The 15,888-nt window shown below is 36.1% G+C and carries 19 protein-coding genes; 8 read left to right on the plus strand and 11 right to left on the minus strand.

Annotation, left to right across the window (positions count from 1 at the left end):
- Positions 1-207: 207 nt before the first annotated feature.
- The 3 genes from VB691_RS03365 to VB691_RS03375 are packed head-to-tail and all read left to right on the plus strand — an operon-like array spanning position 208 to position 2,052.
- The gene (locus tag VB691_RS03365) at positions 208-714 is read left to right on the plus strand and encodes a DUF4365 domain-containing protein (protein WP_323290044.1); all 507 of its coding nucleotides are present in this window, start codon (positions 208-210) and stop codon (positions 712-714) included.
- On the plus strand, positions 711-1,826 hold the full coding sequence (locus VB691_RS03370; protein WP_323290045.1) for a hypothetical protein: 1,116 nt from the start codon (positions 711-713) through the stop codon (positions 1,824-1,826). Before VB691_RS03365 ends, VB691_RS03370 begins: the two co-directional genes overlap by 4 nt.
- A gap of 1 nt (position 1,827) precedes the next feature.
- Positions 1,828-2,052: a DUF2283 domain-containing protein gene (locus VB691_RS03375; protein WP_323290046.1), complete on the plus strand. Its 225-nt coding sequence runs from the start codon at positions 1,828-1,830 to the stop codon at positions 2,050-2,052.
- 44 nt (positions 2,053-2,096) lie between these two features.
- Here the strand turns inward: VB691_RS03375 and VB691_RS03380 are convergent, their stop codons facing one another.
- The gene (locus tag VB691_RS03380) at positions 2,097-2,279 is read right to left on the minus strand and encodes a type II toxin-antitoxin system HicA family toxin (RefSeq protein ID WP_323290047.1); all 183 of its coding nucleotides are present in this window, start codon (positions 2,277-2,279) and stop codon (positions 2,097-2,099) included.
- On the minus strand, positions 2,276-2,482 hold the full coding sequence (locus tag VB691_RS03385; RefSeq protein WP_323290048.1) for a type II toxin-antitoxin system HicB family antitoxin: 207 nt from the start codon (positions 2,480-2,482) through the stop codon (positions 2,276-2,278). The genes VB691_RS03380 and VB691_RS03385 overlap by 4 nt, the downstream gene beginning before the upstream one ends.
- 673 nt (positions 2,483-3,155) lie before the next feature.
- Here VB691_RS03385 and glpX point away from each other — a divergent pair.
- The 3 genes from glpX (at position 3,156) to VB691_RS03400 (ending at position 7,285) form a co-directional block, all read left to right on the plus strand.
- Complete coding sequence (gene glpX / locus VB691_RS03390) at positions 3,156-4,193, plus strand: class II fructose-bisphosphatase (RefSeq protein ID WP_323290049.1); 1,038 nt, start codon at positions 3,156-3,158, stop codon at positions 4,191-4,193.
- A 307-nt stretch (positions 4,194-4,500) separates the two neighbouring features.
- Positions 4,501-5,736, plus strand: coding sequence for a transposase (locus tag VB691_RS03395; RefSeq protein ID WP_323290050.1), 1,236 nt, complete (start codon positions 4,501-4,503; stop codon positions 5,734-5,736).
- A gap of 262 nt (positions 5,737-5,998) precedes the next feature.
- Positions 5,999-7,285: a glutamyl-tRNA reductase gene (locus VB691_RS03400; RefSeq protein WP_323290051.1), complete on the plus strand. Its 1,287-nt coding sequence runs from the start codon at positions 5,999-6,001 to the stop codon at positions 7,283-7,285.
- A gap of 44 nt (positions 7,286-7,329) precedes the next feature.
- Here the strand turns inward: VB691_RS03400 and VB691_RS03405 are convergent, their stop codons facing one another.
- The 5 genes from VB691_RS03405 to VB691_RS03425 form a co-directional block, all read right to left on the minus strand.
- Positions 7,330-8,358 carry a DUF1611 domain-containing protein gene (locus VB691_RS03405; protein WP_323290052.1) on the minus strand — a complete coding sequence of 343 codons (1,029 nt, stop codon included), beginning with the start codon at positions 8,356-8,358 and terminating at the stop codon, positions 7,330-7,332.
- Between the two features lie 149 nt (positions 8,359-8,507).
- On the minus strand, positions 8,508-9,101 hold the full coding sequence (locus VB691_RS03410; protein ID WP_323290053.1) for a Uma2 family endonuclease: 594 nt from the start codon (positions 9,099-9,101) through the stop codon (positions 8,508-8,510).
- Between the two features lie 30 nt (positions 9,102-9,131).
- Positions 9,132-9,569, minus strand: coding sequence for a DUF29 domain-containing protein (locus VB691_RS03415; protein ID WP_323290054.1), 438 nt, complete (start codon positions 9,567-9,569; stop codon positions 9,132-9,134).
- 190 nt (positions 9,570-9,759) lie between these two features.
- Positions 9,760-10,200, minus strand: a complete 441-nt coding sequence (locus tag VB691_RS03420) for an HNH endonuclease (protein WP_323290055.1) — start codon at positions 10,198-10,200, stop codon at positions 9,760-9,762.
- Positions 10,197-10,439 (minus strand): hypothetical protein, encoded by a 243-nt coding sequence (locus VB691_RS03425; RefSeq protein ID WP_323290056.1) that lies wholly within the window; start codon positions 10,437-10,439, stop codon positions 10,197-10,199. The genes VB691_RS03420 and VB691_RS03425 overlap by 4 nt, the downstream gene beginning before the upstream one ends.
- A gap of 257 nt (positions 10,440-10,696) precedes the next feature.
- On the opposite strand from VB691_RS03425, the gene VB691_RS03430 reads away from it, so the two are divergent.
- Both VB691_RS03430 and VB691_RS03435 read left to right on the plus strand, forming a co-directional pair.
- On the plus strand, positions 10,697-10,912 hold the full coding sequence (locus tag VB691_RS03430) for a hypothetical protein (RefSeq protein WP_323290057.1): 216 nt from the start codon (positions 10,697-10,699) through the stop codon (positions 10,910-10,912).
- Between the two features lie 117 nt (positions 10,913-11,029).
- The gene (locus tag VB691_RS03435) at positions 11,030-11,170 is read left to right on the plus strand and encodes a type II toxin-antitoxin system RelE family toxin (protein WP_323290177.1); all 141 of its coding nucleotides are present in this window, start codon (positions 11,030-11,032) and stop codon (positions 11,168-11,170) included.
- 156 nt (positions 11,171-11,326) lie between these two features.
- Here the strand turns inward: VB691_RS03435 and VB691_RS03440 are convergent, their stop codons facing one another.
- From VB691_RS03440 to VB691_RS03455, 4 genes are all read right to left on the minus strand, one after another.
- The gene (locus tag VB691_RS03440) at positions 11,327-13,321 is read right to left on the minus strand and encodes a DUF262 domain-containing protein (RefSeq protein ID WP_323290058.1); all 1,995 of its coding nucleotides are present in this window, start codon (positions 13,319-13,321) and stop codon (positions 11,327-11,329) included.
- 98 nt (positions 13,322-13,419) lie between these two features.
- On the minus strand, positions 13,420-14,469 hold the full coding sequence (locus VB691_RS03445) for a dipeptide epimerase (protein ID WP_323290059.1): 1,050 nt from the start codon (positions 14,467-14,469) through the stop codon (positions 13,420-13,422).
- 68 nt (positions 14,470-14,537) lie between these two features.
- Positions 14,538-15,116: a glyoxalase-like domain protein gene (locus VB691_RS03450; RefSeq protein ID WP_323290060.1), complete on the minus strand. Its 579-nt coding sequence runs from the start codon at positions 15,114-15,116 to the stop codon at positions 14,538-14,540.
- 153 nt (positions 15,117-15,269) lie between these two features.
- Positions 15,270-15,881: a class I SAM-dependent methyltransferase gene (locus VB691_RS03455; protein ID WP_323290061.1), complete on the minus strand. Its 612-nt coding sequence runs from the start codon at positions 15,879-15,881 to the stop codon at positions 15,270-15,272.
- Positions 15,882-15,888: the final 7 nt, after the last annotated feature.

Here is a 15,888-nt window from a genome sequence, read left to right on the forward strand (position 1 = left end):
ACTGTTAATGAATCATTAATAATTTTTAAAAGGATGAGCTTTAATAGTTCATCCTTTTGCTATAATGGACTGATTCCCTTAAAACTGGTGATGTAATGGAGAAATTTTTAAGTATGAAAAAATCAATTTTTAGAAATTTAACCTACTTACTTATTATAAACCCTTCGATTAAGGCTATTTTAAGATATTCTTGATAAGAGCTTATCGATGGATCTCAATACTCAGAAAGAAATGTTTAGTTATGCTTATATAGAAGCAGTTGCTTCAGTCGCAGGTTATTCAGTTTGTCGCAAAAATAGAGCGATGGATAATGCTGGAATTGATGTAACTATTGAAGCTTCTGGAGAAGTGGGGGAAGTTATTTTTCCTAAAATTGATGCACAGGTTAAGTGTACTGAATCTGAAAATATTAGAAAACAAAATTGTGTCAAATTTCCTCTTCCTGTTAACAACTATAAAACTTTAATTGATACAAGAGCCATTATGCCTTTAATATTAGTAGTTGTTTTGGTTCCTAGTGATATACATAACTGGTTAAAAATAACTGAAGAAGATATTTTAATGAAAAAGTGTGGTTATTGGGTTTCTTTAAAAGGACAACCTCCTACAAAAAATACAAAGAACATAACAGTTGAATTACCTCGTCAAAACTTATTTACACCTGCTAGTCTTCAAACAATGATGGAGAAAATAGGAAGGAGGGAAAATTTATGATGACTTCTACTAACCTACCTATTGATAATATCAATTCAATAGATCCAAGTTATGTGTACACATACTTGGAAAATAGTGGTTGGAAAGAAGAATCGAAACTAGATGATAGAGCAATTATATTGACTATTAATAAAAACAATAAAAAGTATTCATTACTATTGCCATTAGATCAAGAAATACCTGACTTTTATTCTCGAATGTATGATGTTTTGAGAACTTTAGAAATTGTAGATAATAAATCTAAAGATGAAATTCTAAAGGACTTTAAAAGTCCTCATCAAGTTGCTTTAGAACAACAAACAGAAATAATTAGTTTAAGATTTCAATTTATATATGATGAGTATAAAAAACAATTTTCAGCTAAAAAAATGGGTCTTGTTCTTGTTTCTCTACAAAATTTATTCGACGCTTTTGGCGAATTAGGAAGTGGTCAGGAAAGTGAAAGCATAAGAAGCAGAATTTCTCCAAAAGTTTTAGAGAAAACAGAAATTTCAGTCTTTGAAACTTTTAAAGGTTCTTTTGGTGTAAAATTAGCTTTTGCAAAACTGAATCAGCAATTAGATCTTTTTGAAGAAAGGCCTCTTGCAGAAAGAGTATCTCAAAATTTCCTAGAATTAATAAATCTTAGTAATAGCTCAGATAAAGAAAATTTGAGACAGATGTTATTACATTTAAAAAAAAGAATTGCATCCAGATATCGTAAATTTTTAGCCGAATTAATTCGTGATCAATCTAACTTTTATATTGATTGGGGTTCAGTTAATCCTGAAGCTGGTGGTCATGCGTATCTAACTTATGAAAATACAGTTAATACTATTGATTTTATTAATAAAATGGAAACTGAAAATCCTGAAGAAATTACAGTTCGGGGAAAACTATTATTAGCTAGTAAAAGTAAGCGTAATTATCTTGAAATATTAAGTATAGAGGATAAAAAAATATATACAGGTGATATTTTAGATCATGTACTAAAAGATACCAATATTGAGCTAACGATAGATCGTTTATATATAGTGATTTTTGAAGAATTAACATCAATTAATCCAGCGACAGGGGAAGAAAAAATAGAACGAAAAGTTATTGATATTAAATATTTAAACGAGGAGAATTAATATGGAAACAACTGTAAAAATTTGGTATGACCAAGAAGGAGATTTTTTAGAAGTATTATTTTCAAATAAAGCAGGTTACATGAGAGAAACTGATAATGATGCTGTTATGGAAAGAGTAGATGAAGAAGGAAATTTATTAGGATTTTCTGTCTTAGGTGTAAGTAAACTAACAGTTAATCAGCCTTTAATTGCTCAATTCTTAGGAACTAATAAGATTTCAGCTTAAGATAATCTAATTAGAATCAATTCCCAAAAAGCATTTTATCTCTTTTATTTCTCTATTCCCAACTGTTTTCTAATTAAGTTACATAAACTTTCTTTGATCTCAGGATGACGAGGAACGGGGGACTGTTTTCCATTTTTAGGATTGATATAAATATCATGCTTTTTTCCATGACGTTTTAGGTAACATCCCTTATTGACTAATTCTCGAATAAAATTACCTCGTTTCACGCGATATCTACCGTAATTTCTTTGGTTTGACTGTTGGGAATACTTTCTGAATTTTCTTCTATTATCATTTGATAAGCATCCTGAATATTCTCCTCTAATTCTTCTAAAGTTTGTCCTTGACTAAAAATACTTGGTATCTCTTTTAGTTTTCCGACATACCAACCATCGTCTATCCAGTATTCTAATGTAAAATTGCATTTCATAACTTTAAAAACTTACTCCAATGATTTATTTATAGCATACAAATTGATATTCGGATAGAAACTTACCAAAAAGCATCTCAACAGGTTGTTAATTTGGCCTTTAGTTTGATAATTGCAGCAACAGCAACGATTATTATTCCTGCTGTTTTTGGGAGATAATGGATATAAAATACCCTAACAAAAATTAACTGTTAAGTCAGTATTACTTTAATCAAGATTAATAATTGTTCATCCATAACTGGACTCAAGACACATCCCATAGAATAAATAGCTACCATGTAAATATAAAACTCCATTATTCATCATTGACAATATATCTCATTATAAAAATTGGAGGTTTATTGATGAAGCAGAATTTTAAAACCCATTTTTCGCACTTCAAAATGTAGTATGCAAAGATTATGTTAATCCGTCAATGAGGTGATCGCCACAAAGATTAATTACATGATTTTTGAGGTTTTTTGAGAATTAACAAACCCTTAAAAATAATTAAGAAAAGATTTAATCGGGATTTTTAGGGGATAGAATCGCAAAATCAGGCAAAATGATACAAAAATTAACCCAACTACTCCCCGCTAAGATTTCAATGAGATCCCCGACTCTGATAGACTTTTGACTGACGGTTAAAAGACCACGCCAGGGAAATAAGATAAGCAGATAGGGAGGATATACCTTGGAAAGCACACTGGGTTTAGAAATTATCGAGGTTGTCGAACAAGCGGCGATCGCCTCGGCAAAATGGATGGGTAAAGGCGAGAAAAATATCGCTGATCATGTTGCGGTAGAAGCCATGCGCGAAAGAATGAATAAAATTCATATGCGTGGTCGTATCGTCATTGGAGAAGGGGAACGGGATGAAGCTCCCATGCTCTATATTGGCGAAGAAGTAGGCATTTGCACCCGTGAAGACGCTCATGCTTACTGTAACCCTGATGAATTAGTAGAAATTGACATCGCGGTTGACCCCTGCGAAGGCACTAACCTAGTCGCTTACGGACAAAACGGTTCAATGGCAGTTTTGGCCATCTCCGAAAAAGGCGGTTTATTTGCTGCTCCTGACTTCTACATGAGAAAATTAGCGGCTCCCCCTGCTGCCAAAGGTCATGTTGATATTAACAAATCTGCTACCGAAAACCTGAAAATTTTAGGGGAATGCCTAGAACGGGATGTGGCAGAATTAGTGGTAGTTGTGATGGATCGTCCCCGTCACAAAGAATTAATCCAAGAAATTCGTCAAGCTGGGGCCAGAGTTCGTCTAATCAGTGATGGTGACGTTTCTGCTGCCATCTCCTGCGGATTTGCCGGAACCAACATTCATGCCTTAATGGGTATTGGTGCTGCTCCTGAAGGAGTCATCTCTGCTGCTGCTATGCGTTGCTTAGGGGGTCACTTCCAAGGACAATTAATCTATGATCCCGAAGTGGTCAAAACAGGTTTAATTGGGGAAAGCCGAGAAGGAAACCTAGCTCGTCTTAACGAAATGGGCATCACCGAACCCGATCGCGTTTACAATGACGATGAATTAGCCAATGGGGAAACCGTATTATTTGCGGCTTGTGGTATTACTCCTGGAACCTTAATGGAAGGGGTGCGCTTCTTCCACGGCGGAGCCAGAACCCAGAGTTTGGTCATCTCCAGTCAGTCGAAAACCGCCCGTTTTGTGGATACAATTCACATCCAGGAACAGCCTAAGTACATCAACCTGAAATAAGGCGTTCACAATCAGCAAATCTTGGTAGGGGCGAATGGCCATTCGCCCCTACAGTACATCTTAATGATTCTTGGGGAAATCCTGAGATCTTAAGATTTTGGCTGTAAATAGATGATTTAGCTCCCCGCCAAGAAGCCCCGCGCTCTCCCGATAGGGGAGCGTCGGGATACTTCGACAAGCTCAGTAACAGATAGGCGGGTCAACTGAGGGGTTCGATGCCCCGAAAGTTGACAAATATTTATTGTTAGGGATTGACACATTTTCCCTAACTGGGTTAAACTGGGACTAAGTTATTCAGACAAAGGAAGTGCTAAACCTTAATTATTGCTATCGAATTTATCCAGATGCTAGTCAAGAAAAAGAATTGCTTGAGTGGCTAGAACTCTGTCGAGGTGTATATAACTATGCCTTGGCAGAACGAAAAGAGTGGATAAATTCTCGCAAGTGTCAGGTTAACGCTTGTAGTCTTCGGTCTGAATATATTATACCTGCTGATCAACCTTTTCCAGACTATTATAAACAGAAAAAAGCGTTAACTCAAGCCAAGCAGCAATACCCAGAACTTAAACGAGTTCAGTCTCAGGTATTGCAAGAAGTTATGGGTCGTTTGGACAAAGCGTTTAACTTTTTCTGGAAAAAAAGTTTTGGTTTTCCTAGATTCAAGAAATATGGTCAGTTTCGGTCTATTAATTTTCCTCAATTCAGGGAAAACCCTGTAACTGGATATCAATTAAGACTTCCAAAAATAGGCTCTGTGGTGATTAATTTACACAGACCTATCCCAGATGGATTTGTTGTTAAACAAGTCCAGATAGTGAAAAAGGCTTCTGGTTGGTATGCTGTTATTTGTATTCAATCAGATGTTGATATTCCTTCTCCAAAGCCTCAAGGAACATCTCTTGGGATTGATTTGGGACTTGAGAAATTTATTGCTACATCTCTTGGGGAATTAATTGCTAGACCCAAGTTTTTTGTTGAGCTTCAAAGTCAGCTTAAATGGCTACAAAGAAGACTGTCAAAAAAACAGAAAGGGTCAAAAAACTGGCACAAAGCCCGTGAAAAAGTAGCCAAACTTCATGAACACATTTATAACACTCGCAAAAACTTTCATTATCAGGTAGCCCATCATATTTGTAACCAAGCTCAAGTAATTTTTGCTGAAGATTTAAACTTAAAAGCCATGTCTAGAGGAATGCTGTGCAGGCATACTCTTGATGCTGGTTTCGGTGGTTTTTTGGAGGCGTTAAAGCACGTCGCTTGGAAACGAGATGTCTATTTTGAGAAAGTTGATGCTAATTTCACTAGCCAAATATGCCCTAACTGTGGCGTGGTTACTGGCAAGAAAGAATTGTCCCAACGAGTGCATGAGTGTTCTAATTGCGGTTTTGTAACTGATAGGGACGTTGCTGCGGCCATGGTAGTAGAGCAACGTGGACTTGCAGCCCTCGGACTGGGGGTCAAGCTGCCTGTGGAGGAAGGGGTTATCGGGGATGTCCCTAAAAAGACATCTAGAGCCTCCCGTAGAAGCAGGAAAGCCTCATAGTGATATGGGGAAGCCCGCACCGTACCGCTTCGGTCGGTGTCGGGAGGATGTCACAATAAGGGGTAACAGAGTAGGGATAACCTTGCTCTAGTCTCAATCTGAATTTTTTTAGTCCCTTTTTTTAAGTTTTATAAAGTTTGTTTTCAAAATATTTGTTATTGGGGCAAGTTGGGTCTAAATTGCAAAAATTAGAGACAGTAGCACTTATTCCATTTGTCCATTTTTTCGAGCAACGCAAGATTAAACCCTTGTAGGAGAACCTATGAACATTGCAGTGGTGGGCCTAAGCCATAAAACCGCCCCAGTTGAAGTCCGAGAAAAATTGAGTATCCAAGAGGTGAAACTTGAGGAAGCTTTAGCCCATTTACGGGGTTATCCCCATATTGAAGAAGTTGCTATTATTAGCACCTGTAACCGTTTAGAGATTTACGCCGTCGTCAGCGATACGGAAAAAGGGGTAGTAGAAATTACTCAATTTCTCTCGGAAACGGGACATATTTCTTTAAATTATCTGCGACGCTATTTATTTACTCTCCTCCATCAAGACGCGGTACGTCATCTGATGCGGGTGTCTGCTGGTTTGGAAAGTTTAGTTTTAGGAGAAGGGCAAATTCTCGCCCAGGTTAAAACTACTCACAAATTAGGCCAAAAATATAAAGGCATCGGACGACTTCTTGATCGCCTTTTTAAACAGGCTATTACTGCCGGAAAACGGGTCAGAAGTGAGACGAATATTGGAACGGGTGCCGTTTCTATTAGTTCTGCGGCAGTAGAATTAGCACAAACGAAAGTTGATGGATTTGCTACCCGTAATATTAGTATTATTGGGGCAGGGAAAATGGCCCGCCTCTTGGTACAACATCTCTTGGCCAAGGGCGCAACTTCTATCACCATTGTTAACCGTTCTCAACGTCGTGCTGAGGAATTAGCCAGTCAGTTTCCCCAAGCAAAGCTACATTTAGCACCCCTTAAAGACATGATGACCGTGGTGGCTACCTGTCACCTCGTTTTTACCAGTACAGGGGCAACAGAACCTATTTTACACAGGGAAAACCTTAGTGGGGTTGTATCTGTTGAACAGGGGTTGATGTTGTTTGATATTTCTGTTCCTCGGAATGTGGCAACAGATGTTAAAGACATGGATACGGTGCAGGCCTATAATGTGGATGATTTAAAGGCGGTTGTGGCTCAAAATCATGCCAGTCGTCGTCAAATGGCCCAAGAAGCGGAAGGGTTATTAGAGGAGGAAGTGGAAGCCTTTGAATTATGGTGGCGTTCCCTAGAAACGGTTCCGACTATTAGTTGTTTACGGACGAAGGTAGAAAGTATCCGGGAACAGGAATTAGAAAAGGCCTTATCTCGTTTAGGGACAGAGTTTGCTGAGAAACATCAAGAGGTAATTGAAGCTTTAACCAGAGGTATTGTGAATAAGATTCTTCATGAACCAATGGTACAATTACGAGCGCAACAGGATATTGAAGCGCGACAACGATGTTTACAATCTCTACAAATGTTGTTTGATCTTGATATTGAAGAACAATTTGGTTAATTAGTAATAAGTTAGGGGTAATTCATCAATTACCCCTACAAAGTTTATAGATAATCTAACAAATAATCTCCCCCAAACCTAACCACATCAGTACAAGGAATTCCTGTCATATCTTTAACAGTTTCTATGGCATTTTGTGCCGCAGTTGTGTCTAAATGGAAGGTATTAAGGGCGATCGCTTTAACTTTAACTTTATCTGTCGCACCCGCAACACTAGCGACGCTTTCATAAACTGATATTACTTCTGATAAGGGAGGAATAGCAACATGGGAAGCGTGTCTAATGTGGGTTTGTCCGGCACGATGAACTAATATTAATCCTGTGGGTTGACTGCCTCTAATTAAGGGTAAGGTAGCGGTTGAACCTGGATGTAATAAAGAACCCTGCCCTTCTATCCACAACACATCATAGTCATTTCCTGCGCTTAAAACCATCTTTTCCACGGCTCCCGCCGCAAAATCTACCCGAATTGCATCTAGGGCAATACCTTCCCCAGAAATCATGATTCCTCCCTGTCCCGTTCCCAAAAATTTAGACTTAATTCCCCGTTTTTGGGCAGCAGCATGACATTCTAAGCTAGTAGACATCTTACCAACAGACATATCCGTACCAACGGTTAAAATACGCTTACAAGCAAGCGATCGCGCTTTAGCTAACCCGATACTTAACCCTGACGGTTCTTTGCGAATATCCCAGATCCATTGTTCAGGTTGTAAACTATCAAAATAGGGCTTTAAAGGGGTATGTAACCCATTAGCAACGGATAAACCTGTGGTAACTCCCTGTTTGACTTCTTCTAGCCAAGCATCGGGTAAAACGCCTCCAGACGGCGCAATACCGATTAATAAGACATCTGGGTTATAAGCTAAAGCCGCTTGAACACTCGATACAATGGGAATATCTTTGGCGATACCTGTCACATCTTTTAAGGATTTTCCGGCGCATTCAGCATCAATGACAGCAACTATTGAAGCTTGTCCATAACGTAAATAAGCTAATCCCGTTTTACCGTGAGTGCCTTTGATTCCTTCATGGAGTAGGATAGCGACGCGATGATTAGCTGTCAAATGCACAATGGTTTACTCCTTATCTAGTTTCAGATAAAAATTTCTGATTTTCTAGTTATTACTTAATCTCTCAATTTAATTGTATTGTTTCTAGATTATAAATCAGAAAAAGATTAATGGTTTTTTAAGGAAGTTATCATTTTTATCAGACTTACTTACTTATTATTTTCGTTGGTAATTAAATCAAGAGCAAGAGTAGCATAAATAAGTGATAGAGGAGCCTCAAGCTCTAAACTTTCAATATGAGCGATTACCTCTAAATTTTCATAGGTTTCTAAGAGCCATAAATTATTAGCTGTACGTCGAAAACATTCCACTAAATATTGTTGAGAACTAACTAAGATATATTCTTGTAAACTGGGAATAGTGCGATAAAATTGGAATTTTTTGCCCCGATCAAATTGTTCAGTTGATTCTGATAAAACTTCAATAATGACCTTGGGAAATTCAATTTCATAGGCATTTTGATCATCATTATCATCACAAGTTACCACAATATCAGGGTAAAAAAAGCGTTTTTTATTTGATAAGTTAACTTTTATATCTGACATAAACGTTTGACAAAGTGAACCCTGTAAATGTTCTCGGAAAAGAATTGCTAGGTTGAGACTAATGGTATTGTGTGCTTTTGTTCCTCCTGCCATAGCATAGATTTTTCCATCAATATATTCGTGTTTAATCTCACTATGACGTTCTAATTCTAGATAGTCTTCTGGGAATAGGTAATTATTGGGTTTAATTGCAATCATGACTTATCTTAGTTTAAGTTTATTTCTAATCTAATCAACACTATCATCAGGGAACCAATCATTAATTACCTGTTCAATGATGTAGGGACATGATTCAGGGAAAATGCTAATTTCTAGACGAGTTTGTCGGGATGCTTCTCGACGCGCTCTTATATATTCTTTTTCTAGAATTTGCCGGGGATAATTGACTAAACTAGGGCTATCTTCAAGCTTACGACGAATTTGGGAACGTCCATCATTGATAGAGTCTAACCAGCTATCGGTGAGACGTTGGAGTTGATATTGCCACTTAAGCAGATGTATCATGATTCGTTCCATTTGAGAGGCGATCGCGCTTCGTTCACTTTTTCCCAAATCTTCAACTTCCTCAATGAGATGATCCCAATCAATTGCATCCCAACGACGTTCTCGTAATAACTGAGCAGTATTCTTTGCCCAAATTGTTAAATCGCTATTATAGTTAGTCATTCTAGAATTCTCTAACGATTTTTTTAGCCCTTTTCCTATTATAAAGCACATTACTCAAACCCTCTATTATTGTAGGTTGGGTTGACGAAGGAAACCCAACAAATAGGGGAATCGGTAGGTGTTGGTGTTGGGTTGAGTTCCGATCACCCAACCTACAAGAGCCGCGATCGCACTGGAATCGCACTACAAATTATTGCAAATCTTCATCAGGAGGATGCCAACCCCCTTTTATCCATAAACGACGAGCTTTGATAATAAATCCTTCATTGTGATACTCATCATTAAAATCAAGACGTTTACAGGTTGCTCTACCAATTGGAGTAAAACCGATAATTTTCAGTCCATCTTCTGTCCAAATAAAATGCTCTGACCATTTTTGCTGGCGAGGATTAAATAGAGGAATTTCTTCTTTTGTTTCTGGATCGATTCCTTTTGTAAAATTATAGCGATATCCATTACAACGCTGACAAGCTAAGGCGAGATTTTCGGAAGCATCAGATCCCCCTAAAGATTGGGGAATAATATGGTCGATTTCAAATAATGCAGCACTTGCTTCTTCGGGAGAATGACAGTATTCACAGAGATATTTTGCCCGTTCTCGAATTAATTTACGGATGTTTTTATCAATCATTTAGATTCTGCAATTATTTTGGCATTCATCAGGGTAAAAATTTGATTGAGTTCTAAAATACCTGCTAATTCTGCGGTTTCTTCTAAAGTTAGAGTTTCTGTTTTATTCTTTTCCGAAAGTTCGTCTAAACGTTCTTGAAGTTGATCGGTGAATTTGAATAAGTAAAGCTGTCTGACTTTACTTATTTTTACTCCTGTTTCTACCCAAAAAGAGGGTTTTACCATATTTTCTGTAATCATATTTGACCTCTAAGTAAATTAGCATAATCTAAGTATATTTTATTTATTAGGTGTTGGGTTTCCTTCGTCAACCCAACCTACAAGATCGGCGATCGCACTAAGTAAATTAGCATAATCTAAGTATATTTTATTTATTAGGTGTTGGGTTTCCTTCGTCAACCCAACCTACAAGATCGGCGTTGCCGAAGGCACTGCGAAGCAGACCGCACTATTCTCAAACAATGTTATAGTCAGAATAGTGAGTTGTAAGTACAAGAATGCAAGTTAAAGACCTAAGTGTTGAAGATTTTAAGTTTTTGATTCAAGAAACTATTACGGAAACAGTTCAATCTCTGCTAAGCGATCCTGATGTTGATAAACGGCTTAAGCCTGATGTAGCTGAATCTCTAGCTGACTCTTTACAGCGAACTCGAAACGGAGAACGGGGAATTTCTGCGGAAGAAGTAGCTCAAAGATTAGGGTTAAATTGGTAATGCGTCACCGTATAGAATTTACCGATAAAGCCGTTGAAGGTTTAGAGTCGCTTACGGTAATTTGTTCGGGAGCGTATCTTTAAAAAGATTCGTTGGATAAGTGAAAATTTTGATGATATTAGACATCAAGAATTAAGTGCTAATTTAAGCGGTTTGTTTAAACTTAGAATTGGCGATTACAGAGTGATATATTCTTTTGATGATGACTTTATTACAATTCATCAAGTTGGTCATCGTCGAGATATTTATTCTGATTAGTTTTAGTTTAAAGTTTAATCAACAAGATCAGCGATCGCACTGATTTCTTAAAAGGTTCTCCTAATCCTGAATTATTGGAAATCGAACAAGTTAGAGGACAACATTCGCTTTTTGTCTTGTAAAATCACAATCAAGAAAACAATTATGGTTTAATTATTAAGTTCTAAGGATAGTTTCAACATCCCATTCTTCTTGTGAAAGTTCTGCTGTTTCTATGGCTTTGAGACAAAAAGCATAAATGCTCTTAGCTGGTAAATTTACTTCAATAAATGCTCCATTTTTAAGTTTTCGAGTATCACGGAAGTTTTTGTCATCCAACCCCACAAAACGAGGAAATTGTTCCATAATATCTTTAAAACTATCTGGTTCAAAATCAGCAATTGTATTAAGGGTTATTTCTAAAACATCTCGCCAGCTTTTAACATGATATTCTGTTCCTAACATATTAAGTAACTTCGGCGTTTTTCCTGTAACACTACTCGGTTGAATGATTTTCATAGATTCATCTCCAAAATAATTCCAAATTTTAAGGGCAATATCAGCCAAATATTCTGCTCTCTTTTCAATATCTTCTCTTTTCCAAGTTTCTTGATTACCAAAATACTTATTTAATTCTAAATGACTGTTATTGAACTGCTTTTGTTTATCAGAAAAGTTATGATTGGAAATACTACTATTATATTCTGACGCAGTTAATGTTAAATTACCTAGAGAATGTATTAATAATTCATGGGTTATTTCCCAATCTTCTCCTAAATGCTGCTGCCACCAATCTGTCAATTTTTGGGGCATAATATGTTCAATAGAAAGATTATCAAAAGAGACTTGTTCTTTATGGTTAAATGATTCTTCAATAGATTCAAGGATAATTTTAGCTTTTTCAGAGCGATTACCACCATAAAGCTTGACTTGTATTAATCCTTCTCTAAATTCATTATCTTTAGGATATCCTTGAGTTTGTAAAACTAATTTTAATCGATCAACTAAAGTTTGAGAAGCGAGGTCAATATCTTTAATTATTTGTAAATAAAGAGATGCAAAAATACGATTAAGTCCTTGAGTTTGAATATTACAGACAAAGCGGCGTAAAATAAAGTTTTCAATTATTTTTAAAACATCAATAAAGTCTTGTTGTGTGATCTGGTTTTGTGTCCATTCATCATAATAATTCAATAAAAATGGATAAACGGTAGCGATATCTAAACGATTGATCCGATGTAAACATTTACGAACTTGTTCTTGTTGTTCTAAATTTGGATCTAAAAGTTTTGCATAATACTTAGAAAATTTCACTAAATCTTGAAGATAAAGCAATGCTTCTTTATTATTAATTTGTTCTTTGATGACAAAATAAACATCATTTTGTTTGACGACGTTACCACTTTTAGTTAAATAATGACGAATAAATTCAGTAAGATTATCTCCTAAACTATCTTGCATAGGAAGCCAGTATTGCTGATAAACTGACTCTTGCTTATCGGTCTTAATTTTCATAAAAAAGTAATTGCGAATTAAATCTGCTTGCGTTAAAGGTCTTCCTTTTGCATTAAGACTTTCAAAAACAAGATAAGGATCATCATCTGCACTTAACAAAATGCTAATAAAAGATAGATTATTGCCGATAATTTGTTTGATTTTTCTTGTATTTATTCGATTTTTTCTAAGTTGCTTATCAAAAAATATATAACATTCTAAAATATCGCTATAATTGCTTAAATTTTCTTCATTATTAATAATATTTTGAAATACTTGACGATCAGCTTGTGTTGGTTGCAATTTATAATAATCTATTCCTTCGCTAAACTTATTAACTAACATTTTATCATTAATTTCTTCTGCTAGTCTCTGTTCTTCAGCTTTTTTTGCATAATCTCGCAAAGCACAAAATAAAATAACAATAGTTGTTAGTCTCTGCTGACCATCAATTAATGAGTATTTGGTTACTGCTTGAGGTACTGATGGGATTTGACTTGTTACAATCGATCCCATAAAATGAATGCGGGGAGAGTCTGTTGTATAGAGTTCTAAAATATCATCCCATAAGGTTTGCCATTCTGATTTTTTCCAACTATAGGGGCGTTGAAAGAGAGGAATAATATATTGTCTTGTATTATCAAGAATATCTTGTAGTTTAGTTTGTGATGCTTGCATGAGTTTATCCCTAAATAGATCTTCTTTCTTAGTATTCCCATCTAAGTAAGAAAAATCACACAAACGATGATAAATTATATAAATCTATTTTTAAAATTCTAATATCCGCAATAATTTACGCCTAATCCTGGTAAATTATTCAACATTAACTTTCCTTCTTCTAAAGTAACACCGTCAAAAGGATCATCAATCAAGTTTAAATGACTATCTAAGTCTAAATAATCAGCATAAGGTGCAAGATGACACATCGCAGTATTGGCTAAAATACTATCAGAATAACAACCATACATAATTTGTAATTTACAAGCTTTAGCTATAGCAATCATTCGCATTACTTCCGTTAATCCTCCTGCTTTCATTAGTTTAATATTAATACCATGAATATAGGGAGAAAGTTTGATAATATCTTCACTATTAAAACAACTTTCATCGGCAAAAATAGGTAAAGGCGATCGCTGATATAATTGGGGTAAGTTTCCTTCATCTCCGACATTTAAAGGTTGTTCAATATATCTGACATTTTGAGTTACTAACCAATCAATCATATAGATAGCATCTTTTAAATTCCATCCTCCATTAGCATCAACTGTTAAAGGAATATGAGGAGTCGCTTCACGAATAGCTAAAATCATTGCCTTATCTGCTTCTATTCCATCAGTCGAACCCAACTTAATTTTTAATACTTTAGCATCCATAAAATTAAGCCAGTTTCTCACTCTTTCTACTGCTTTTTCGGGGGAACTAATACCAATGGTAACGGAAGTTGGAACAATTTTATCTCTATTTAACCCCCATAATTTCCATAAAGGTAAATTAACCTTTTTTCCTAACCAGTCATATAAAGCAGTATCAATAGCAGCGCGGAGAGAAGAATTAAGGTTACTTTCAATTAAAACATTCTCTATTTCTTGCCGATCTAAGGGGCTAAATCTTTCTAAAATAGGAATAATTTCTGTTAATTCTTGTTGTAATATTTCGGAATTTGTGCTAGTTTCTTTAATGACAGAAAAGGGCGAAGCTTCTCCCCATCCTTCGATGCCATCTGATTCTATTTTTAACCATAGATTTGTGGTTTGGGCCGTGGTTCCCCGACTGATAGTTAAGGGAAAACGTTTATGAACAGTAAAAGGTTGAATGGTTAGACGCATTAAAGTAATTAAACTCCATTAAAATTGTAGCTTAGGTAAGGTGAGCAATGCCCACCTTACTAGATTATCTAATTCTTAACTTCCACCATTTCAATAACTCTTTCATCAAGATCTTTGACTAAAAAATTAAGTGGTTTTTTACGGCGTACTTTATATTTTAGCCGTCTTGATTCGACTCTTAATAACAGATCTTCTAAACATTCACTATCAAAACAAACATGGCGTTGACGATTTTTATAACCATGACTTGCCCCAGTAATAATATGTAGTTGAGTATTTTTCTTTAGCTGATACCAAAGCCCATCTCTGCCCCCTAAATTACTGGTTGCAGTCATTGTTGGGGTGGCAGACATATACAAGGGATCGATGCCTGCTGTGCCTAAAGTTTGCTCATAATTATAATAGTAATGTAGGGGAACATCAGCCACATTTAATTCCAATAAACCTTCATAAAATTGTCGTGCAACCTCTAAATCTGATACCATGATGGTATAAACTTTCGGCGCACTGGTCAAAAACATCCACATCGCTAACCCGTAGGCTGCCAAAAGCATCACCATGATACCTTGAGTGGAAAAGATACTATCAATGGGCAAAAATGCCCCCAGGTAAGGAGAAGTAAGGGTAAATTGTGTCACGATAGCCATAAACAACACATAAGTACGAGCTTAACTCGTTTTACTTTACTACAAAGTGTGCATTCCTAGACTCCAGGAATGCAGAAAAGTACAGGGATGTCAAGTTTTATACTTGAATTTAATCTATTGTTACATATAAGGGCAAAAGATGGCTACTCTTTTTTAAGGGCGATCAGGTTTTCTAAAAAGACTGAGAATAATTCTCTCTAATAAATAATAGTGTCCTATACATTCCAACCCAACATTTTTAGCATAATTTTCCCGTTGTTGGGGAGAATAAAAACGAATACCCCCAGGAGAAAAAGGAATAGAACGGATATTTCCCATGGTAGAATCAGCTAAGTAAAATTGTCCTTGGGGACGTAATATTCGACTGACTTCAGAGAATACTTGTTCTGGGTTTGGATAGTGAAGAAAACTAATGGTATTAAAAACAGCATCAAATTGATTATTCGCAAAAGGAAGGGACTCAGCATTTCCTTTTGTGTAAATTAAACGAGGATGATGTTGATTATTGTGACGGGCCTCTTTTAGCATTTGAGGTGATAAGTCTACTCCCGTTCCTTGTAAGTCTGGAAATTGGGCAGCTAAACGGTTTAAAAGGCGACCAGTTCCACAGCCTAAATCTAAGACTTGAGAGGGATGGGGTAAACTAACATAAGATAGGAGTCTTTTGTGAATTGATTGATAAAAGATGGTAGTGAATAAGACATCATAATTGGGGGCCCAACGGTCAAAAAAAGAGGCTTTTTGGTCAAAAATTTGTTCAGTCATGAAATTT

Origin of the sequence: Crocosphaera sp. XPORK-15E, assembly GCF_034931425.1 — a bacterium.
In the GTDB taxonomy this organism is placed as follows: domain Bacteria; phylum Cyanobacteriota; class Cyanobacteriia; order Cyanobacteriales; family Microcystaceae; genus UHCC-0190.